Origin of the sequence: Arthrobacter sp. NPDC080031 (genome assembly GCF_040702485.1) — a bacterium.
Taxonomy (GTDB): domain Bacteria; phylum Actinomycetota; class Actinomycetes; order Actinomycetales; family Micrococcaceae; genus Arthrobacter.
Map to the genome: position 1 here is coordinate 155,413 of NZ_JBFBLA010000011.1, position 19,960 is coordinate 175,372.

The window sequence follows — 19,960 nt, forward strand, 5'->3', positions numbered from 1 at the left end:
GCGCAGACAAATCAGTGGTGGCAGCAGGGAGAGATTCATGGCGAAGATGTCGTACAAGGTGCCGACGAGCCTCAACAGGTCGTTCCTCGACCACGAGATCACCCTCAGCAAGGGCGGCTGGGCGGCCAAGCCCTCCCCCATCAAGCAGCTGTTCTTCTTCGGCGGCGGCGCGCTGGCGCTGCTGTGGGCGGTGACGCAGACCTTCGTGGCGAGCTCGGGTCCGGTATTCATCACGCTCTTCGTCATCTGGGGCCTGGCACTGATCGTCTACTTCGGCGGCATGACCAAGACCAAGGAGCTGCGGGCGATGAACGTGCCCGCCCTGCTGGCATACGCCCCGTCCCGGGCACGCAACGTCTTCACCCGCCGCAGCTCGGACCCGAGCGACTTCTACTCGATCGTCGGTATCGACGGCATCGAGGAGGACGGCCGGATCCACTTCTCGGACGGCGGTGAGGGGCAGGTCTACCTGGTCGTCGGTTCAGCGTCGTACCTGCTCTTCGACGAGGACCGCATCGGCATCCTGGACCGGGTCGACGCCTTCTGGCGCAAGATCGACACGAACTGCGAGTGGGCTTTCGTCACCACAAAGGAGCCGCAGCGGATCTACCACCAGGTGGCCTCGCTCGAGCACCGCAACCACGCCCTCGCGGTCCGCGACCCTGACCTGATCGAGCTGCAGAACGAGCAGTATGACATCCTCACGCAGCACGTCGGTGGCAAGTTCACCTCGATCCACCAGTACCTGCTGCTCAAGGGCAAGAGCGCTGACGCTCTGCGCCGGGCGCACATGGTGCTGCAGTCCGAGGTCGAGGGGTCCGCGCTGATGATCAAGGAGGCTACGGTCCTCGACCGCGAGGAGACCGAGCCCATGCTGCGGGTCTTCTACCAGGGCATCGAGGACGACCTGCACTCTCTCAAGGCCTCACTGAACTGACCGGGCCGAGCTGGACGAACAAAGGAAGGACGAAGGGTGACATGGCGCTGATGACGAAGGCCCGCGCGCAGCTGGGCATTCCGGGGAAGAAGCCCCGGGGCGGGGACGCGACGGCCGTGCCGGGCGTGGATGAACTGGAGGCCGCTCTCGACGGCCCCGCGCCGGCGGTCGCCGCTGAGCCGGCCGAGGTGGCCGAGCCGAAGAAGAACTGGTGGCAGCGCCGCCAGGAGATGAAGAAGCTGGCGGGGCGGTTCGACTCGTATCCGCACCTGCTGGCGCTCAAGCCTCGGGAGAAGTACGCCTTCCGCTCCGACTACTTCGAGGTCGACGGTTCCGTGGCGTGCGTGCTCGCGTTCTTCCACGACGACGCCGCGCACGACAACTTCGCCGCGTTCTGGGGCATCGACCGGATCCCGGACGGGCTCGACGAGCGCGTCACCGCGGTCGTCCTGGAGCAGGTGCGCCGGATGGACGAGAAGTGGGTGGATTCGTTCACCAAGCAGTCGGAGAAGCTCGACCGCCTTGACGCGAACGAGCAGGAGGAGACCGGCACGACCTCCTCCAAGCGCAAGGCCGCCAAGATCTCCTCCGATCTGGAGGTCACCATCGGCGAGATCCAGGACGGCGCGAGCTACCTGTCGGTGCACAACCGCCTGTTTCTCAAGGCTCCGGACCTCGAGACGCTGGACGACTCGGTCGACCGCGTCACGCGCCTGTACATCGACCGCTTCGGCACGCTGAAGGCTGCGGCGTACGCCGGCGAGCAGCGCCAGGAACTCTCGGGCCTGTTCAAGAACAACGAGAAGAAGCGCGGCAAGGGCTTCCACTTCACCTCGACCGAGCTCGCGGGTTCGTACTCGCTGGTGACTAACGGCCTGAACGACCGGGGCGGCGAGTACGTCGGCTACATGGTAGGCGACGTCAACAACTCGGCCGTACTCATGGACGTGAACCGGTACGAGCACCACGTTGTCGTGGCAGACGCGACCCTGAGCGAGTACCTGGACCGCCAGCGTGTGTCGAACATGTGGTGCTCGAAGATCTCGCAGGCCTGCATGCTCGGCAACGGCTCGGTGGTCCACCTCGTGCTGGACGGGGCGGACCTGGACAAGCTCGGCCCGAACTTCGAGCGGCTGACCTCGCGCGTGGACCTGAACCGCGGTGACGTCAATCCCTTCGAGCTGTTCGGCGACGAGGACGACGAACTGACGGTCTTCGCCGCGCAGATGGAGAAGCTCAAGCTGATGTTTGAGCAGCTCTACGAGACCACGGACGGGGCCATCGGCTCGATCATCCGCTCTGCGCTGGAGGACACGGCGACCGACTTCTACGTCGAGCAGGGCATGTGGCGGCACAACGCCAAGGACCAGCGGCACCGCCTGCGCGTGGTCAACATCCCGCACCAGCAGGTGCCGCGGCTGCAGATGTTCGTCTCGTACCTCGACACCGCGCACAAGGCCCTGCTGAACTCAAGCAAGACCGACCCCGACCAGCTGCGCGCGTACAACGTGCTGCGCGGCATCGCGAACACGATGCTCAGCACGAACGGCGACCTGTTCAACAACCACACGGCATCAGCCGTGGACGGGGTCCGGGATGCCCGGCGCGTGGTCTACGACTTCTCGCGGCTGATGCGCCGCGGCAAGGGCGTGGCCATGGCCCAGCTGGTCAACATCGTCGGCTTCGCCGTCGGCAAGCTCGGGCGCGGGGACACCGTGGTGATCCACGGCACCGAGCAGATTGACGACCGCGTCAAGAAGTACCTGCGCGACCAGTTCGACCACATGCACGAGCGCGGCGGCCGCGTGGTCTACAGCTACAACGACGTCGACAAGATGCTCGCGGACTCGGACTTCAACAAGTTCGACGCCGCGGACTACACGCTCTTCGGGCCGATGCGCGACCGCACGGTGGCGGAGTACCAGAAGCAGCTGCACCAGCAGATCCCGCCGGACCTCGCCCAGCTCATCACGACCAAGGGCGAGAACCTTACCTACCTGCGCCGGGACGTGTCGAACGTGGTCTTCCACCTCGACCTCGCGCTGGGGATCAACCCCTTCCGCGAGGCCCAGCGCAGGCAGGTTCGCCTGGAGGCCGCCAAGGCCGACGAAGCGGCCCGGATGGACCAACTGATGAAGGACAAGCCGGCACCCGGCGCGAAGCTCACCAGCGCCCGCCAGAGCGTCGAGTCCGAGGAGGACCGCTCCGAGGACCAGGTGGGGCGGGCCGACCGCAGGAAGGCCATGAAGAAGGCCGGGACGACCCCGCGGAAGCTGGGTAAGTCATGACGGCCATCACGGACACGACAGACAGGAAGGGAAAGATGAACGGGACCATCACGCTCGCGGCGCGGGCCCGGGCCGCGGCGACTGCCCGGGGCGGGCTGGTGCGCGTCCTGCCTCTGTCGCTGCTCGTGGCACTGGTTGTGCCGCTGCTGATGACGGTGTTCGCGCCATCGGCGCACGCTGCCGACGACGAGGACCGCGACAATTACTCGCTGTACCAGCTGGCGTCGAATGCCTCGACGTACTTCAGTCAGGAGAACTCTCCCGAAGGCAAGGACAAGCCCGAGGATCGGATGAACGAGGACTGGCGGGCGATCACCGCCGACCCGGCGACGGGCGGCGACATGCTCGGCTACGCCGACTCCGAATTCAGCCTCTTCAACGTAGTCGGTTGGCTCTTCGCCGAGGCGACGGGCTCCACGCAGACCATCGGGTACGACACGCTGAATGCGACAGCCAGCGGCAGCGGAAAGAACGTCTACTCCGGCATGGTGGACTACGCCCACTTCGGCGCGGCCAACGCCGACCTCGGCCTGGACACGATGTCCTCGGGCATCGGTGGACAGATCCTGTCGCTCATCGGCGGCGGCGCGATCTGGCTGCTCTACGCGATGGCGCTGGCCGTGGGCACGCTGTTCTATCTCATCATCCAGCTGCTGAAAGTGCTGAACCCGTTCATGTGGTTCTACCAGGCGGTCGCAGGCGTCGCGGACTCCGGCGGCAATACGAACAGCGCGCACCAGCAGGACCTCGCCGACGGGATGACCGATGGCCAGGCAGGCGGCGGTGCCCTGGCGGGCCTGCAGCACTGGATCGCAAGCTGGTACGGCCTGCTGCAGTCCATCGCCTGGGAGGCGCTGGTCCCGCTCTTCATCGGGTTCCTGATTATTGGCCTGGTGCTGTTCAAGAAGATGGACCGCGGCTCGGCGATCAAGAAGCTCGTCGTGCGCGTCGTCTTCATTGGCGTGGGCCTTCCGCTGATGGGTTCGATGTACACCGGCGTCCTGGACAAGTTCGATGACTCGCTGCTGGGCCAGCACGCCGGCCCGACCCGCGTGGTGCTCTCCACGTACGTGGACTTCGAGGCCTGGATGATGAACGACCGCCTCGGCGTTCCTGATGAGGCCGTTATCGCCTGGGACAACGGCCAGGCCAGCAACAACGCGATGATGTCGGTGCGCACGACGGCACTGGCGATCAACAAGCAGGCGCACGGTTCGACCTTCCGCGACATCAGCGTGGGCCCCGGTGCGACCAATGCCGAGACGGCCTGGAAGAACAGCCTGGTCGGCATGGAGGGCAGCCCGGCGGGTGACTTCAACGCCGTGGGCGAGACCTTCGGCATGCTCAACAGCTACATCTCGGGCCAAATTACATCGGCGTCGGACTTCGAGTCGGGCATCAAGAGCGCGATCACCAACCTGCCGGTCAACAGCGACGTGAAGAAGGAGTGGTTCATCGACAAGAAGTCCTACGGTGACAGCGACAACTTCGGCGGGCACGGCGAGTCGGACTACATCCCGACCAACCACCCGGTGCTGGCGGTCGGCGGCAAGGGCCTGACCTCCTCGAATCCGGGCGGGAACACGACGAGCTTCTCGACCCAGGGCACCAAGCACGGCTGCGGGTTCTCGGTCTGGGCGGACAACGCCCCGGTCTCCTGCAACATGTCGGCGCTGTCGGCGTACAACTACCTGAACACCGGCTTCGGCCCCGACTCGATGACGATGTACAGCTCGAACAACGTCACCAGCGGCCTGACCCGCGAGGACCACATGGCGGTCAGCCAGGTCGGCACGGGCCCGGCGAAGTTCATGTACTGGCAGAACGCCGGCGTCGTGTTGGGCAGCATGGTCCTGCTCGGCTTCTGGTACGCCATCGGCATGCTGGTGGGCGCGGTCAAGCGCACCTTCAGCCTCGTGGCCGCGGTGCCGTTCGCCACGCTGGGCGCGACCGCCGCGATCAGCAAGGTGATCGTCTACTCCGTCGCACTGATCCTCGAGGTGCTGGTGACGCTGTTCATCTACCAGTTCGTCTCGGAGCTGCTGATCTCCATCCCGGACATCATCTCCGGACCGGTGTCGGCCTGGATGTCCCAGGACGGCCTGTGGGGCTCAGGCATGCTCGGCGGGATCATCGTGGTCATCCTGACCCTGGTTTCCTCGCTGCTGATCATCGGCATCACCTTGGCGCTCCTGCGGGTGCGCAAGGTCGTGCTGCAGGCGATGGACGAGGTGTTCACCAAGCTCGTGGACAAGTTCCTCGAGACCAACACCGCACCGAAGCCGGACAAGAGCGGCATGCTCCCCGCGCTGGCTGCGGGAGCCGGGGCCGGAGCGGGCATGGCCATGGGTAACAAGCTCGCCTCCGGCGTCGGCGGCAAGCTCGGCGGCAGCGGGGCCACGAAGCCCGGCGGCACCCCCGGTGGCAGCAAGGGCTCGTCGACCAACGCCGGCGGCCTGAACGGTGAGCAGAAGTCGCTTGCTGCCGGGAAGGGCGCACTGGCCCTGGCCGCCGGTCCGAACGACGGTCCGGAAGCCGGCCCCGGTCCGGTTCCCGGCGGTGGTGGTGACAGCGGCGGCCGCGGCCCGTCCGCTGGTGGTCCCGAGGGTCCCGGCGACAAGGGCGGTCCTCTGCAGCTCGCGGGCGGCAAGGCGGGGAGCTCCCGCTCCGACAAGGAGACTGCTCAGACCCTGAGCGGCAAGGGCGGCCTGTCGAACCTCGGCTACAGCACCGGCCAGGGTCCCTCCTCGCGGGGCGGCCAGGCCACCGGCGGCCAGACGAGCTTCGGGCTCGGCGGCGCGCAGGGTGCTCCTGGTACCGGGCAGCCGGGCCATGGCCAGGGTCAGGGCCAGAAGCGGGACGGGCTCACGGGCGGCACCGATAGCGGTGCACACACCAGCCGTGGCCGCAAGGCGGACGCCGGCCAGTCGGCACCGACGCAGTTCGGCACCGGACAGCAGGCGGCTCCTGCCTCCTCGGGCCAGGGCCCGCGCTTCACCGCTGGCACCGTCGGGCCCGCGCAGGTGAACCCCGTCGTCGCAGCGGTCCCGGGGATTCCGGGCACCCGGGCGACGCGGGCCGCCGAAGGCCAGCAGCCGCAGGCCAACGCGGGTTCCGGCTCCCGTGCTGTGCAGGCAGGACCGGGTATCCCGCAGGCCAGCGGCAGCCAGCGCCGCAGCCCGCAGGCTCCGGTCCAGGCTCCGACCGGCCAGGGCAGTGTCCACCGGGCTCCGGTCCAGCCCCGCACAGGCGCTCCGGCGCAGGCGCAGGGCCAGTCCGGTCAGCGTCCGCAGGCCCCGGCTCCTGCTCCTGCTCCTACCCAGCCCCGTGTCGGTGGCCGGGTTACCGGAGGCGCTCAGGGCAGCCAGGGTGTCCAGCCGATTCCACGCAGCGGACGTCGATCGGCACCGCCGGCTCAGGCTCCGAAGGCTTCGGCTCCCACCCCGGCTCCGAAGGCTCCGGCCCCGAAGCCGTCGCAGCAGGCTCCGGCCCAGCCGCGGCGGACGGCGGATCCGGCTCCGAAGCGCTCGGACGGTCCCGTGTCGCGGAGCAAGCCGGCTGAGGACCCGAAGAACTGATCGTTGGTGATGAGGGCGGCGCACTCCGACAAGGGGTGCGCCGCCCTTTGCCTTCCACGGGGGAAAGGATGGAACGGATGAATCTGCGAGGCAAGGCGCGCGACGAGTTTCCGCCGGGCTGGTGGCACTCGGGGCGCTGGTGGCTCGAGGGAGCGCGCGAGCTGGCGGTGAACTGCCTGGCCGCGTTGGCTGCTGTGTTCTTCCTGCGCGAGGCGCTGCGGCTGGTCCGCGATCGCGACAGCCCCGCTGATCTGGCGCGCCGGCGGGTGCCGACGGAGGGTTGGGTGGCCGGGCTCCTGCTCGGGTGCATGGCTTTGGGTAGTTCAACGGCCCTCGCGGCCGTGGCAGCACAGACGGGCTCCTCTGAACGGGGACTGGTCCAGCGGCGGTCTTCATCGCCATCTTGTGGTGGCTGGCCAACGTGGTCGTTTCAGTAACCGCGCTTGCGATGCTGGCCAGGTCGCGGGTCCGGCACCGGGACACCTGGGCCGAGATCGATTTCGTCGAGACACATGCGCCAAAGTACGGACGGCCGCCGGAGACGATCGAGGAGTACCGGGCGCTGCGCTTGAAGGGCGGACGGCTGTAGGGCTCATACGGGACTGCCAGCCAGTCAGACACAAGAAGACCCCGTGGACGTGATGTCCACGGGGTCTTCCTTTTCCGTCGGGCGGCAGTCGTACTGCAGCACCGGCCTCAATCCCTCCGGGGGCCCTTGTCGAAGATCCGCGAGATGCGGTCGATTCCCTCGGCGCTGAAGATGTCCGAGACGGCACTGGCGGTCCCGCTGCGCGGCAGCTCCGAGCGCAGGGTGAGCTTGGTGTACCCCCTGGTCGGCCGGGACTCGATGACGTAGACGATCTCGTGCGAGACGAAGGCCGAAGTGGCCGAGTCCGGCTTCTTCTGGTGGGTAAGCACCCGGAAGCCGGCCCGCGTGCCGATGTAGTCGAAGAAACGTGTGAGTTTCTCCTCCTCGAGCTGCCGCCGCTCCCCCGCGTTGCGGCCGGAGACTTCGATCAGCTGGATGTGCGTGCAGTCCACATCGTCCGTCGGCCGGCGGATGTCGTCGAAATCCCAGGTGGCTCTTGCCGTGCGCAGCTGCTCGTCGCTGGGGTACGCCACCCGCCCCTTGTAGTACCTGATCGGTCCGATGAGCGTCATGCCCGAGCTCCTGCATCCTGTCTGGCGCACGGGCGCGTCCCGGGAGAGAAAAGGCAGAGCCCCGCGGACGCGTGGTCCACGGGGCTCCGGTACTGCAGGTCGATCGGGGCAGTCAAGGGGTCAGCCTCCTCAGCCGCAGTACTTGGTCTTGACGGCCTTGCCCTGCTCGCTGTCGACTGGCACGAGCACGACGTCGTTGACGCCGTTGGAGAAGACGAACTCCATGGTCGACTTGTCCTTGCCGAAGCTGATCGAGCCGGTCTCGGTAGTGCTGCGGCCAGCCTCGGTCCAGTCCACGGAGGACTTGGACTCGTTGATCTTGCCGGTGCCGCGGACGGTGTAGGCGTCCTTGAGCTCGCCCTTCGCCGCGGCCGCCTTCGGGTCGTCGAGGACGGAGTTGATGGAGTGGCAGGCGAGGTCCTGGCGGCTGGCGGTGTCGAAGTAGGTGATCTGGTCACCGTCCACGACGACGATGTCGCCGTTCTGTCCTTCCGAGGTGGCGAAGTACCGCCCGTCCCCGCCGGAGCTGCTGCAGCCGCTGAGCACGAGCGCGGCGCATGCCAGGGCTGCAGCGGTCGCGGCCAGCTTCGTCCGCGTCACGTGTGCGGTCCTGGTGATGTCCATGGTCTTCTCGTCCTTCTGGTCGGTCCTGTCGTCCTGGCTCTGTGTCCAGGCAATGAGTGTTCGGAAGGTCCAGCGTCTCGGCTCCACAGTTCAGAACTGTCTCCCCGAGCCCCCGCTCCCAGGCCACGCCCGGGAGCCGAAGCTGGACTATCCACGCCCGCCTGGACGGACGATCTGCTCAGCCGGGGCTGAGCAGGATTTCCACTCCTATACCTGTTTTCTCTACCAGTATGGCAGACCACGTACCACGTGTACCACCTTGCACATGTCAGTCAGGAGATGACAGGGACAACTCCAGACACAGGGAGCAGCACGCGGATCCCTGTGCGGAGAACGCCTGCAGGACCCCGGCGTTGTGTCCGGTGTGCCACTCGGACCCGTCGGGGCCGGGGGTTACACCGCACACGGGAACGAGGTGGCCGGGGGCGGAGTAGAGGTGGTGGACGGCGCGGGGGGCAGAAGCAGCTGGCATGTCCCCATTGTCGGACACTGCGCGGTGTTGTGCCGACAGGCAGCGGACCAGGCTCAGTCTGTTCGGGGCGATGTCGGAGCCCTTTCGTAGCGTGGTGCCCATGGGATCGAACAACAGGACCAAAGGTGTCCCGGGAGTGGTTCGGCCGGCCGGTGCGCGGTCATCTTTGCGGGTCATCTATTCGAATATGTGTTCTAAGGTTGAGGTATGTCCTCCGAAGAGTTCGCCGCCGCGCTGCAGGCGCAGTATGCGCGGCGGGCCGGCCCGATCGGGCTGACCACGGAAGAGCTCGACTTCGAACACTTCCCGGCCAGGAACGGGTATCCCGGAATTCCCGTCAAGGCCTGGATCCGGTTCCCGAACTGCGCAGAACTGGTGGACGCCGAGGTCTTCGCATGGACAGCGAAAGCGGTCGAAGTGACGTGGAAGGACGGGCCGGTGACGTACCGGACCTGGGTGTGGAGTTCGGCGGTTACCCGCCGGGAAGAAATGATGAACAGGAATCTTGGAGAGCGGACCCGTGGCAGCAACAGCATCAAATAGCAAACCTCTGGACGCTCCGGTGGAGGTCCGCTTCACCGCGAAGGGGGTCCCTCTGGCCGTCAGGCATGACGGCAGGATCTGGGCTGTGGCCGCGGAACCTGTGCACTGGTTCACCCGCGCCGACTGGTGGAACACCGCCAAGCGGGCACCGGTGGGTTGCGGCGACCTGGTCAGCATCGAACACTGGCAGGTCCAGGTCCGATTGACGTCCACTTCGGCGCTGCGAACCTTCGAGCTGCGCCTCGACCCTTTGTCCGAGCAGTGGCTGCTGGCCGGGATCAGCAACATCGGGGCCGCCGCGGCCTGAGCCCGCTCCATCTCGTCGACTCATCCCTGAGTGTGACGATTCGACTCGTATCCGATTCCATTCGATTGATCCTCTGACTCATTAGTTGATAGAGTGCCGATAGGCATTCAAAGCACAGCTATCTGAGGCAGGCAGTCATGGCAGGACAGGTCACCACCGCTGAACGCGGTGTGGCTTTGTCTGCATCTGCCTCCCCGCGCAGGCCAGTGCAGATCTCGGCGGCAGCTGCGGCCGCGATCGCCGTCCGCCCGATCCCGGTGGAGGCCATCAAGGCCGGAGCTGCCGTGGCGGCCTCGGTGGCCATCCGGCGGGCGGAGGCAGCTGAGGCTGCCAGGCCTGCGCGCTTGGGTCGCCGTCGGGCCGCCTAGTCCCCGAGGGTCAGCTCCAGGACTGGCGTGAGCCCTTGACCCCGTGCTTGTTGCGGCGGTGGCTGGGCAGCCCGGGCAAAGGGAATTCCTGGCCGCACTCAGGACACGGCACTGGCTGCGGGTGCGCGTAGTTCATGTGGTGGCGCAGGTTGTTCCGGTAGCGGAACGTCCGGGGTTCTTCGCACTTGGGGCATTGGTAGCTGCCGTTCGAGGGCATGAGCGAGTACCCGCCCCCGCGGCGCGGCTCCTGGTCGTCAGCTTCGCCGAGATACCAGAAGCCGATCCGGCTCAGGTTCGTGCCCTGGGAGCCGAACATCCCCTTGACCGACCCGCGCTTTCCGTCGTCGGCGTAGACCACGACCTTGCGGAGGAAGGCCCTGATGATCGACTTCTGCTCCGTCTCGGAGAGCTCGAGGAACTCGGCCCCGCTGATGTCGGGGATCGCCCTCGGTCGCCCCTCGGTCTTCTCCGAGATCCGCATCTCGATCTGGCCCTTGAGGGCCTCCTCCTCACCGATGCGGTTCAGGAGTGCCGACATCGCGCTGGCCGGCGCGGTGTTGATCTGGGCCCGCAGGATCAGGATGGAGTCCCCCAGGGCATCAGCCTGTTCGTGGAGCTCGGACAACTCCGAGCTCGCGCTCCCTTCCGCGGCCTGGTTCAGCCTCTCGGCCTGCAGCTCCATCACCTCGGGGCTGTCGAGCGATCCGGCGACGACGTCGCGGATGAAGCGCTCCAGGGCTTCCCTGTTGATTGCAACGCCGGGGCAGTCAGCGCCGCGCATCCGTCCGTTGCACACGTACGATCCCGACTCACCCATCGACCTGTTGCTGGTCATCTTGGTGCCGCAGCCGGCGCAGTAGACGAGGCCGACCAGGGGAAGGCCTCCGGCGCGGGCCCGGGTCCGCTTGAGCGGTTGGGGCTTCATCAGCAGGCGCAGGGTTTCCCACTCGGCCTCCGTGCAGACCGCCTCATGACTCTTGACCGGACGCCCATCCTTGTCGATGACGATCTTGCGCGTGTCGCGGAAGTCCGGACCTGGGCCGGCGCTGCGTCCATCGGCCTTGGCCGTGAGGGAGTTGTATCCGGCCAGGAGCGGATGGCGCAGTAGCGAGGCGACGGCGCGGTATTGGAATGGCCGGCCCTCGCGGTTGGTCAGGCCCTTCTGGTTGAGCTCCCGGACGATCTCGGCGACGGAGAGTCCGTCGAGCCGCCATTCGACGATGCGGCGGACGGTCTTGCTCTCTTCCGGGTGCAGCTTCAGCGTCTTCACGCCGTCGGTGTTGCGCTGCTCGGGCCGCATCCAGCCGTACGGGGCAGGGCCGTTCCAGCCGCCCTTCTGGCGGATGTTCTCGGCGGTGCGCTTCAGCCGCTTGCTCGTGGTCGCCGCCTCGGTCTCCGCCAGGCCGCCGAGGACGGAGATCAGCAGGATGGTGTCGGGCGATCGAGGGGCGAACACGCGGTCATGGGTGTAGATCGTGACGTTGTGGCGGTTGCAGGTGTCGACGATGCGGGCGGTGTCCATCAACCGACGTGCCAGCCGGTCAAGGTCCCGGACGTAGAGCGCCTTGACGTCGCCTTCGGCGAGGACCCCTTCGAGGCGGTCGCGCTCTGGGCGGTGACGGTCGCGGTAGGCACTGACGACTTCTTCGAAGATGTCCTGTTTGGCGACTGTGTGGTGGTGCTTCCGGCTTTCCGCCATGATCCAGGCGCGCTGGTCGACGAGCGACGCGTTGCCCTCGGTGGGATCTTTGGATCTGCGGATATAGGCAACGGCTCGCACCCGTAAAGCATACATTTTTAAGGGTGGTGACCATCGTGGTCTGTGTATCGGTGTGATGATGGCCTCTGCAAGTGCTGCATTCCGCAAGGCTCGGCTTGGCCGACCACGTGGGGTGGACTCGTCAGCCGGCCAAAATATCGCGAAGCGTAGAACGTGCGCCTCGGAACATGGAAGGCATTCTTGTTCCTAACTATCAGCGAGTTTCATCGTTCCTTTGCAGGTCGGGTACCCGGCGCAGCCGAAGAACCGGCCGTAGCGCCCTTTGCGTTCCTTCATCGTGTGTTTCTTGCATTTCGGGCAGACCACTGGGGTGATGTCGTCGCCTGTCGCGGATCGGATCTTGACGACACGATCTCCGACCAGCTCGAGGAGGAACGCTGATTCCCTACCGGCGCGCGTGACCAGGAGCGCTGAGCGCTTGGCACGGGTCAGTGCGACATAGAACAGGCGTCGTTCTTCTGCGTGTGGGTAGGAGTCAGGGGCGGACATGGCCAGTTGCAGGAGAGCATCATCCTCGACAATGCTGGGGAATCCGTTCCTCTCAAGGCCGAGCACAACGACGTAGTCTGCCTCCTTTCCTTTCGAGGCGTGCACGGTGTTGAACTCGATGGTCAGGTTGGCGTATCTGGCTTCCAGCGCCGAGGTGACATCGTCCTTGGACCGGGAGTACCGGCCGAGCAGCAGCACAGTGGCTGGCTCAGTGAGCTCTGAGTCAAGGGTTGTCAGGTGCTGCCGGACGGCCGATCCGTAGTGGCTGCGCTCCCGTACACTGACGGCGCATAGGGTCTCGCCAGCCTCCGGCGCTGAAGATCGGACGTTCTTGGAGATTTGATTGGGGTTTTTCATCACGAACCCACCCGCGACATCGCACAGGGACTGCGGGGACCGGAAGGTGCGGTCCAGCCAGATGGTGGACGCTGTCCCGAACCAATTATCGAAGCGGGTCATCACACTGAGGTCTGAGCCCGCGAACCTGTTGATCGACTGCCAGTCGTCGCCGACCGCGTAAAGGTAGTTTCCAGGAGTCTTCATCAGCGCCCTCACCAGCGCCGCACGGGCAGAGCTGGTGTCCTGCATCTCGTCGACCATGACGAGCCGGTAAGGGCTCATCCAACGGCCCGACTCGACGTGATCGGTTGCGAGATTCAGCATGTCCTCGAAATCGATCTGGCCCGCGGCTCGGAGCTGACGGTCCCATTCGGCGAGGATGACGCCGTACAGGCGTGTGAAGAGCCTGGCCCGCAAGGTTCGGCCGGCCCGCTGCGTCAGCACGTCAGGGGTGAGGCGGTTGCCCTTCGCGTGGGCCATGAACGACCGCATCAGCGTCATCATGGCTGGTTCGGTGATCGGAGGCTCCCCTACCGCCTCCCGGTAGGGGTCTTCCTCGAGTTGGATTCCGTGTCGGCGGAGCTCCTGTTCGAGGTGCTCGAACCCGGACCCGTCCCGGATGGTTGCCGAGGTTGTCTCGATAAGTCTTGTGCTGTATCGAGTGTGGGTCTGACGCCGCCACGCCATACTCTCGGCATACCCGTCAAAATTTGGCGGCGGGTTGCCGTCTGAACCGAGCGCCCAGTGCTCATGCCAGACGTCGATGTCCGGATAGTAGAAGTCCGGCTGATACTGACGGTGGTGCGCGTCCGCAACGTCGTGCGCGTAGGGTCGCTCGTATTCGTATCGGACGCCGTTGAGGAAGAGCCAGTTGGCGATCATCACCTCTTCCTGGCTCTTGACGACCTCTCCAGCGAGAGTGCCGAAGCCGTTAATACCTTTGTTCCTGTCCCACGTCTCAGGCTCGTCTTCGTCCCCGAGGTCCGGCAGTTGCCTGCCGAACACGAGCCGGAAAAGGTCCCAGTCACGCCGGAAGGCCGGGTCCCGGTCACGGAGCCCATCAACGATCGCCGCGAGCCGCCCGATCCCGTTGCCATTGGTGATGTCATCGGGGACTGAAGGTTTTCGACCGGTGGCTTCACCGACGACTCGCAGTCCGAAGGCGTGAAAAGTGCTCGAGGCTACCGACGCACCGTCATCGCCGAGGCGGGAGACAATCCGCTCCGAGAGCTCACCGGCTGCCTTTTTGTTGAAAGAGGGAAGTCATCGAGGAGCTTTTCGACTTCTTCGGCCACGATGGCTCGTTGATATTTGAGTTCCTTGATTTGCCCAGCCACGCGGGGGATGACCAGTTCGACGGCTTCGGTGCCGATGACAGTGACCGTCTGCTCGCCCAGTGCCGCGAAGATCGCGTCGACCAGATTCACTGGATCCTTCCGGCTGTGGTTTCGGGCCCAGCGCAGCACATTGGCCCGCCCGGCAGCTCGCAGCCCGGTACGGCCCGCAGTACTTGATCAACAGCTCTCAGGACCAGGGACCGTGTCAGCACAGTTCCCGGGAAGACACGCTCCAGGGCGGGGAAAATCTGCAACAGCAGGGACCGCAAACGGTTGATCGCCCTGGTGCACTCGTGGGTCAGATCCGCGTCGAATCCGGAGAGTACCTTCAGCGCCGCGAGCACCTCGCTGTCCCGGTCAAGCGAGCGCAGCGTATGCGGCATGGCATGTGCGGTCTCGGCAATGATGAACGCATCCCGCGCGTCTTCTCCGAACTATGAAATTGCATGGAAATCGTCCATATCAGGGGCCGTTTCGGGGGTCCGGTGGGTTGATGTTGGTGCAGCCGGCAGCTTGGGTGAAGGTGGGCATGCCTAGTTGGGTCGTGTTGCGGCGCTCGGTAATCTGGTCCATTTCGGCAAGTTTGGCCCGGGCCCCTGCGAGGCTGACTTTGAGGCCTTCGGCTTCTCCGAGCCAGCGGTGGGACTCGGCTTCGGCGATGCGCTCAATGAGGTTGTCGCGGATCTGCGCCAGGCGGGGTCTGGCTGCGGGCTCGGGCCGCAGCCAGAGGGCAGCGCAGGCAGCTGTGCTCGTGGATGCAGGGCGTGTCGTAGGAGCGGCCGCAGTCGCCGACGGAAACCTTGCGGTGTTCGAAGTGGCCGATGAACTCGGCCCATTCGGCATCGGTGGGGGTGCGGTATTCCTGGCTGGGGCGTAGCGCGCGGCGGCGGGCGATGAATTCACGGTGGCCGTTGATGACTTCTTCGGGGTAGACGGCCTTGTAACCCATGGTGGTATTGATGTCGCGGTGTCCGGCGACGAGCTGGGCTATGTGGGGTGGCATGCCGTGCATGATCGCATCGGTGATGAAGATCCGGCGGAAGTCGTGGAAGGTGTAGCGCATCGGGGCGCCGCCGCCGTCCTTGATGCCGAGTTCTTCCAGGGCGTGGTCGAGGTATTTGCGTAGCGCGGTTTCTGAAACTGCCCGGTTGTCCAGGCGCCGCCGCCATTGGAACAACAGGGGCAAGGGCTGGTTGTAGACTCGTTCGTTTTTGTCGTAGGACACTATCGGCGGGACATGGGGTTGCCCGGCGCGGATTCGGGAGACGATCTGGGAGAGTACGTCGGCGAGTTCGGGTGAGATGACCAGTATTCGTTCGGCGTCGGTCTTGGAAGGGGCGATCTGCAGCAGCGGAACGAGTGCTCCGGTGTCGGGGAGCCGGTACTGGATCAGGCTGTGGTGTGAGAGCTCGCCGAGTTCTTCGATGCGGATGCCCGTGTGGCGCAGCACCTCGACCATGGCCCAGGTCCAGAAACCGCGGTGCTCTTCGAACGTCAGGTCGCGGCGTGGTCCGCCCTCGGGGACTTCGGCCCAGACCCGGCCGGTGGTCTCGGTTTTCATGGCCGTTCTGCGCAGCGTTTGGCCTGCAGCGGTAAACAGTTCACCCGCGGCGGTGCGTTCGGCGGCCGCCAGCAGGTCACTTGTGCGTGCCCATTCGGCCTGCACCCATGAGATCAGTGCCGGGAGCACCGGCAGCCGTTCGCTGGCGCGTTGGTCCGTGCGTGATTTACGGGTCAACCGGTCTTTTTTGTGGGAGACATCCGTGGCGCTGACCGGGCAACGCACCGCCCACTCACCCCACCGTGCAGGGTCGTCATCGGCCCATTCCGCCAGGTCCAGGTAGAAGGCGCGCACGGCCGAGAAGGCGCTGCGCCCATCCAGCCGTGCCGACGTCCTGTGGAGCTGCTCCCCGTTGGCCGACGTGCTGGTGCGGGCACGGGTCATGACCCGCTTTTTCCAGGACGCGGCGACCTCACGGGAGAACATCAGTGAATCGATCCCTGGCTGGTGGGCTTCCAGGTCCGCCCAGAACAATTTTCCCAACAGGTAGGCGGTGCGTTGCAATGACGAGAAATCCATCGCCATCTGGCGTTCCCGTAGGTAGTCCACGAGCACGTCCCGGACCGGCCGGCACTTGATCTTGTAGCGGTCGATCAGCTGCTCGCACGTCGGTTGCCCGTTACCGGAGAACATTTCAATGGCGGCGGGAGCATCCTCGCCCAAGACACCATGCTGGCGCAGCAGCTGGTAGAACAACGGGCTGCGGGCGTTGGTCTGGGACCCGGGGCCGATACTGGTGACGGTCGCGAGCAGCTCCACGCAGTCTCCGACCCGCACAGCCGAGACCGGCCCTCCCTTGGCGGCCATGATGATCGCGATCCGTGTCAGGGCCTGTTGTCTGGTTTGCGACTCCAGGTGCGCTTCGGTGCAGGCCTGGTTCAGGGCGGCGAACGCCGTGCTGTCGCGGGTGCGGGCCATCTCGGTGGCCAACGCCCGGCGCGCCGGGGCGAAACGCAACAGCCAGTCAAGGCCCGGACGGATCACATCGGCGCATATCAGCACCATCAGGCCGATGCTCAGATGGGGTGCGGGCTCGCCAGGGGCGTTCCGCCACCGGCCCACGGACTCGCCAATGAACAAGTCCCGCCAGTCGCCGGCAGCCTCCGCGCCGCTGGCGTCCCACCGTTGCTGCCAGTTCCCGCCGGGGAAATCGGCCAGCCAGCCCAGCACCGCCAACACTCCCGCCCCTCGGATCCGCTGGCTGTTCGGATTCTCCAAGCTGAACGGCGCCGCGAGCACGCGGGCCAGCACTGCAGAACGATCCTCACAGGTCGAAGGCCACGACGGGTCAACCCCGCGCGCGGGGAACCCGGCCATCAGCTGCGCCCCGGTTTGCCCCACCACAGGGGCCGCCGCACCACTGACCACAGGCGGAGCGAGTAATTGTTCGCTGAGGCGAGTTCTAGTCATGGCTGGTTCCCTCCGAAGAGGATCTGCAGGCTCTCGGGCCGGTAACCGGGTGCAGGCGTGGGCGCCGGGTCACGCAGGAGCTGCCGGGCATGAAAGGCAAGCACTCCGGCAATCACATCCTCCGTTACCGGGTTCAAATACCGCTGCGTGGTCGACAAAAATGCATGACCCAGGACCCATTGCACGTCGGTCAACGGCATCTTCGGATCCTGGGCCATCCGGTAAGCGGCCGTATGCCGAAGGTCATGCAGCGACCAGTCCGTGCCCAGCGAGGCATACGCCCGATCGAACATCGCCCGCGCCGCATCATAGGTCAAGGCCCGGAACGGGCGCCGCAACGTCCACACAACGGTTCATCCCGGCCCGGCGGAACCAGACCCGACACTTGTGTTTGATACAGACGCAACCAGACGAACGCGTCCGGCGCGGCAGGCAACGGCTGCAACACTCCGGTGCCCTTGCGCAGCACGGTGATCAATTGCTGCCCGGGATCAACATCGGCCACCGTGGCCCCCAACAGCTCCGAAGCCCGGGCACCGGTCGAGACCCAGAACGCGACCAGCGCCCGGTCGCGATGCGACCCCAGCTGGGCGAACAGCTTGTCGAATTGATCATCGGGGATCGCCCGTGGAGCCCGAGTCACGACCTTGGGCCGATAGCGGCCGCGGCGCTGCCCGGAAAACGGTTCCATCGGGTTGTGATGCGCCCCTGCCCGGCTGCCTCCACGGGCACGGGCCAAGGGAAACGGGTTGAGCATCGGCCCGGTGCCCGCTTCCAAGTGGAAGTCGTAGAAGCCACGCAGCACGCTCTCACAATGCGCCACCGTTACCGCGGCATACCGGTCGCCGTCCGGGGCCTTACCCGGCCCCGGATTCTCCCTGACCGCCCCGGGCGTCGCGTCGGAACCCGGCCCGCCGCCATCGGGGTAACGCCAATGCGGTCGCACCGGCTTGAGCGCCACCTGCAGCCAACGGCAGAAATCACGTGCTTCGACCTGGGTTGCCTGATCCCACACCATCCCAAGGGCCGAGAGGAAACGAAACCAACGCAACAAGTCCATGCCATATGACCGCAGCGTCGTCGCCGGCCGCCCGCAGGCCACCAGCTCGGCGAAGAAGGCAGCCGCCGGCCCTATCGTCGCCCCGGCGCCGTCAACCAGCCGATACGGTTCAAACGGATTGCCGGTGGTCTTCAGCGCACCCGACGGCGGCACCACCAAATCGGACAGTACCCGCGGAACTTGCTCTTCGTTGACCATGAGAACAGAACCTAGCCGATGCAAACCTGCGCCGCCTGCGGTTCCCCCGGGAGGGCCCGACTAGTTCGGTTAACACGTCCGTCTTGGACTTTCCCGGGTACAGGTCAGCGGCTTTGCGCATCGCCAGGCCGGGCAGATAGGCAACAGTGCAGCCGCAGTCTCGGGCCACGGCTATCGGCAGTGCGCCGATAGTATTGGGCTGGTCCACGATCACCAGCACCCGGCCGTGCTGCTGCAGACCGGTGAAGAGCTCGCGCAGCCGCGCCTCGTCCTGAGGCAATGGCTTATCGAAGAGCCGTTCCCCGGCGGCGTTCAAAGCCGCGGCGTGATGCTCGGACTTGCCAACATCAAGCCCGCAGTAGACCCCGTACCCTTCGTCCATCCGGCGCTCCTTTGCACCACTGTCTGGCCGCAGTCACGACACCCGATGCTGGCACCCACGTTACAAAGAGACCTGGCCCCATCGGACGGAGCCGGCCGTGTCCCTATCAGCAGTCAACGCGTGCCTCCGAACCCGGCGACAACACCCCCCCGGATCATCCAATGACAGGGCAAGAAAGTCATACCGGGTTCAGCGACCAATCCCGGCCTTCGGGGACGGAATAAATGTAACGGGTGGAACAGCGACCGCCCCGTCAATGAACCGTAAGGCACAATGCGGGTGACGGCCTCGTCTTCGTCCTTACAGGGCCGGTGGGTGTCGCAGACGTACCCTTCAGCGGGCCTGCGGCAACCGCCGCACTGAGAGGCTGGTGCTGACAGAAAATGTCAGCACGGAGGCGAGAATGACCAGCAATGCGGGTGTCCAGGAAGCGGAAACATTGTGGATGAAACCCACCAACGGCGGAGCCATGGCGGCAAAGCAGCAGCCTAATCCCTGAACCGTGGTAGACATCCGGCCTGCGGTGACTTGGTCGGGCGCGACACGGGTGACGGCGGTGAAGATCACGGTGAAGCCACCGCACTGGGCGATGCCTCCGCTGAGGGACCACAGCCGCCAGAACTGGGGCGCCAGCAACAGGCCGGCCGGAACGGCCGTCTACATCATGCCCGAGGCGACCGTCAGGGAAGTTGCACACAAGTACCTGGCCGCCTCCCAGGCCGCCCACGATGGCCAGGATCTGGAAAACGGAGGAAGCGCCGCCCGTTTCGTTAGCAGTCATTCCCAGCTCGTCGTGCAGGTAGCTGGACAGCCACGCTGTCAGTGCGAAATAGGAAAATGCCTGCCCGGCAAAGCCTGCCGTCAACCCCGCAGTAATCCACCCGGTCCCGCGCACCGGCAGCCGTCCGGCCTCACCACCGTTCTCAGCCGAGGCCAGGAACGCGCTCCTTGGTCCCACCGACAGTGTCCAGAAGGCAACTGCCGCCAGGGCCAGCGGGCGGCCGCCGGTGTTGAGCCACTCGCGACCCACTAGTTCGGAGGCCCGGACGCGGTAGGGGGCGCGGACGGACGCCGCGGTAGCGGCGGATTCGGTCGTCATGCGGTTGCTCCTGACTTCTGTCGGTTG

Annotated in this window: 19 protein-coding genes and 1 pseudogene; 8 read left to right on the forward strand and 12 right to left on the reverse strand. The window is 65.8% G+C overall.

Annotated elements, in window-relative coordinates:
- Positions 1 to 37 precede the first annotated feature (37 nt).
- From AB0323_RS11560 to AB0323_RS11580, 5 genes are all read left to right on the forward strand, one after another.
- A complete protein-coding gene (locus AB0323_RS11560; protein WP_190610340.1) occupies positions 38 to 937 on the forward strand; it encodes a hypothetical protein in 900 nt (299 codons plus the stop codon).
- 41 nt (positions 938 to 978) lie between these two features.
- A complete protein-coding gene (locus tag AB0323_RS11565) occupies positions 979 to 3,225 on the forward strand; it encodes a hypothetical protein (RefSeq protein WP_366177434.1) in 2,247 nt (748 codons plus the stop codon).
- A gap of 35 nt (positions 3,226 to 3,260) precedes the next feature.
- Positions 3,261 to 6,803 carry a hypothetical protein gene (locus tag AB0323_RS11570; RefSeq protein ID WP_366177435.1) on the forward strand — a complete coding sequence of 1,181 codons (3,543 nt, stop codon included), beginning with the start codon at positions 3,261 to 3,263 and terminating at the stop codon, positions 6,801 to 6,803.
- A 77-nt stretch (positions 6,804 to 6,880) separates the two neighbouring features.
- The gene (locus tag AB0323_RS11575) at positions 6,881 to 7,240 is read left to right on the forward strand and encodes a hypothetical protein (RefSeq protein ID WP_366177436.1); all 360 of its coding nucleotides are present in this window, start codon (positions 6,881 to 6,883) and stop codon (positions 7,238 to 7,240) included.
- Entirely contained in the window at positions 7,225 to 7,392 is a 168-nt protein-coding gene (locus AB0323_RS11580) for a hypothetical protein (protein ID WP_366177437.1), read from the forward strand. The genes AB0323_RS11575 and AB0323_RS11580 overlap by 16 nt, the downstream gene beginning before the upstream one ends.
- A 107-nt stretch (positions 7,393 to 7,499) precedes the next feature.
- Here AB0323_RS11580 and AB0323_RS11585 read toward each other — a convergent pair whose 3' ends face one another.
- The 3 genes from AB0323_RS11585 to AB0323_RS11595 all read right to left on the reverse strand — a co-directional run bounded on the left by AB0323_RS11585 (position 7,500) and on the right by AB0323_RS11595 (position 9,237).
- Positions 7,500 to 7,964, reverse strand: coding sequence for a hypothetical protein (locus AB0323_RS11585; RefSeq protein ID WP_366177438.1), 465 nt, complete (start codon positions 7,962 to 7,964; stop codon positions 7,500 to 7,502).
- Between the two features lie 129 nt (positions 7,965 to 8,093).
- Positions 8,094 to 8,675: a hypothetical protein gene (locus AB0323_RS11590; protein WP_071416348.1), complete on the reverse strand. Its 582-nt coding sequence runs from the start codon at positions 8,673 to 8,675 to the stop codon at positions 8,094 to 8,096.
- 181 nt (positions 8,676 to 8,856) lie between these two features.
- The gene (locus tag AB0323_RS11595) at positions 8,857 to 9,237 is read right to left on the reverse strand and encodes a hypothetical protein (RefSeq protein ID WP_366177439.1); all 381 of its coding nucleotides are present in this window, start codon (positions 9,235 to 9,237) and stop codon (positions 8,857 to 8,859) included.
- Between the two features lie 30 nt (positions 9,238 to 9,267).
- On the opposite strand from AB0323_RS11595, the gene AB0323_RS11600 reads away from it, so the two are divergent.
- From AB0323_RS11600 to AB0323_RS11610, 3 genes are all read left to right on the forward strand, one after another.
- On the forward strand, positions 9,268 to 9,603 hold the full coding sequence (locus tag AB0323_RS11600; protein WP_366177440.1) for a hypothetical protein: 336 nt from the start codon (positions 9,268 to 9,270) through the stop codon (positions 9,601 to 9,603).
- Between the two features lie 19 nt (positions 9,604 to 9,622).
- Positions 9,623 to 9,910 (forward strand): hypothetical protein, encoded by a 288-nt coding sequence (locus AB0323_RS11605; protein WP_366177450.1) that lies wholly within the window; start codon positions 9,623 to 9,625, stop codon positions 9,908 to 9,910.
- A gap of 137 nt (positions 9,911 to 10,047) precedes the next feature.
- Positions 10,048 to 10,278 (forward strand): hypothetical protein, encoded by a 231-nt coding sequence (locus AB0323_RS11610; protein WP_366177441.1) that lies wholly within the window; start codon positions 10,048 to 10,050, stop codon positions 10,276 to 10,278.
- 10 nt (positions 10,279 to 10,288) lie between these two features.
- On the opposite strand, the gene AB0323_RS11615 is transcribed toward AB0323_RS11610, so the two are convergent.
- From AB0323_RS11615 to AB0323_RS11655, 9 genes and pseudogenes are all read right to left on the reverse strand, one after another.
- The gene (locus AB0323_RS11615) at positions 10,289 to 12,058 is read right to left on the reverse strand and encodes a recombinase family protein (RefSeq protein WP_366177442.1); all 1,770 of its coding nucleotides are present in this window, start codon (positions 12,056 to 12,058) and stop codon (positions 10,289 to 10,291) included.
- 186 nt (positions 12,059 to 12,244) lie between these two features.
- A complete protein-coding gene (locus AB0323_RS11620; RefSeq protein ID WP_366177451.1) occupies positions 12,245 to 14,104 on the reverse strand; it encodes a UvrD-helicase domain-containing protein in 1,860 nt (619 codons plus the stop codon).
- Positions 14,068 to 14,313 (reverse strand): hypothetical protein, encoded by a 246-nt coding sequence (locus AB0323_RS11625; protein WP_366177443.1) that lies wholly within the window; start codon positions 14,311 to 14,313, stop codon positions 14,068 to 14,070. The genes AB0323_RS11620 and AB0323_RS11625 overlap by 37 nt, the downstream gene beginning before the upstream one ends.
- Positions 14,310 to 14,606: a transposase gene (locus AB0323_RS11630; protein WP_366177444.1), complete on the reverse strand. Its 297-nt coding sequence runs from the start codon at positions 14,604 to 14,606 to the stop codon at positions 14,310 to 14,312. The genes AB0323_RS11625 and AB0323_RS11630 overlap by 4 nt, the downstream gene beginning before the upstream one ends.
- 281 nt (positions 14,607 to 14,887) lie before the next feature.
- On the reverse strand, positions 14,888 to 17,194 hold the full coding sequence (locus AB0323_RS11635) for a site-specific integrase (RefSeq protein WP_366177445.1): 2,307 nt from the start codon (positions 17,192 to 17,194) through the stop codon (positions 14,888 to 14,890).
- Positions 17,191 to 17,487: a site-specific integrase gene (locus AB0323_RS11640; RefSeq protein WP_366177446.1), complete on the reverse strand. Its 297-nt coding sequence runs from the start codon at positions 17,485 to 17,487 to the stop codon at positions 17,191 to 17,193. The genes AB0323_RS11635 and AB0323_RS11640 overlap by 4 nt, the downstream gene beginning before the upstream one ends.
- A gap of 20 nt (positions 17,488 to 17,507) precedes the next feature.
- On the reverse strand, positions 17,508 to 18,452 hold the full coding sequence (locus tag AB0323_RS11645) for a hypothetical protein (protein WP_366177447.1): 945 nt from the start codon (positions 18,450 to 18,452) through the stop codon (positions 17,508 to 17,510).
- A 76-nt stretch (positions 18,453 to 18,528) separates the two neighbouring features.
- A pseudogene (locus AB0323_RS11650) lies at positions 18,529 to 18,834 on the reverse strand (IS110 family transposase); the annotation flags it as partial.
- 333 nt (positions 18,835 to 19,167) lie between these two features.
- Positions 19,168 to 19,470 carry a hypothetical protein gene (locus AB0323_RS11655; protein ID WP_366177448.1) on the reverse strand — a complete coding sequence of 101 codons (303 nt, stop codon included), beginning with the start codon at positions 19,468 to 19,470 and terminating at the stop codon, positions 19,168 to 19,170.
- Between the last annotated feature and the right edge of the window lie 490 nt (positions 19,471 to 19,960).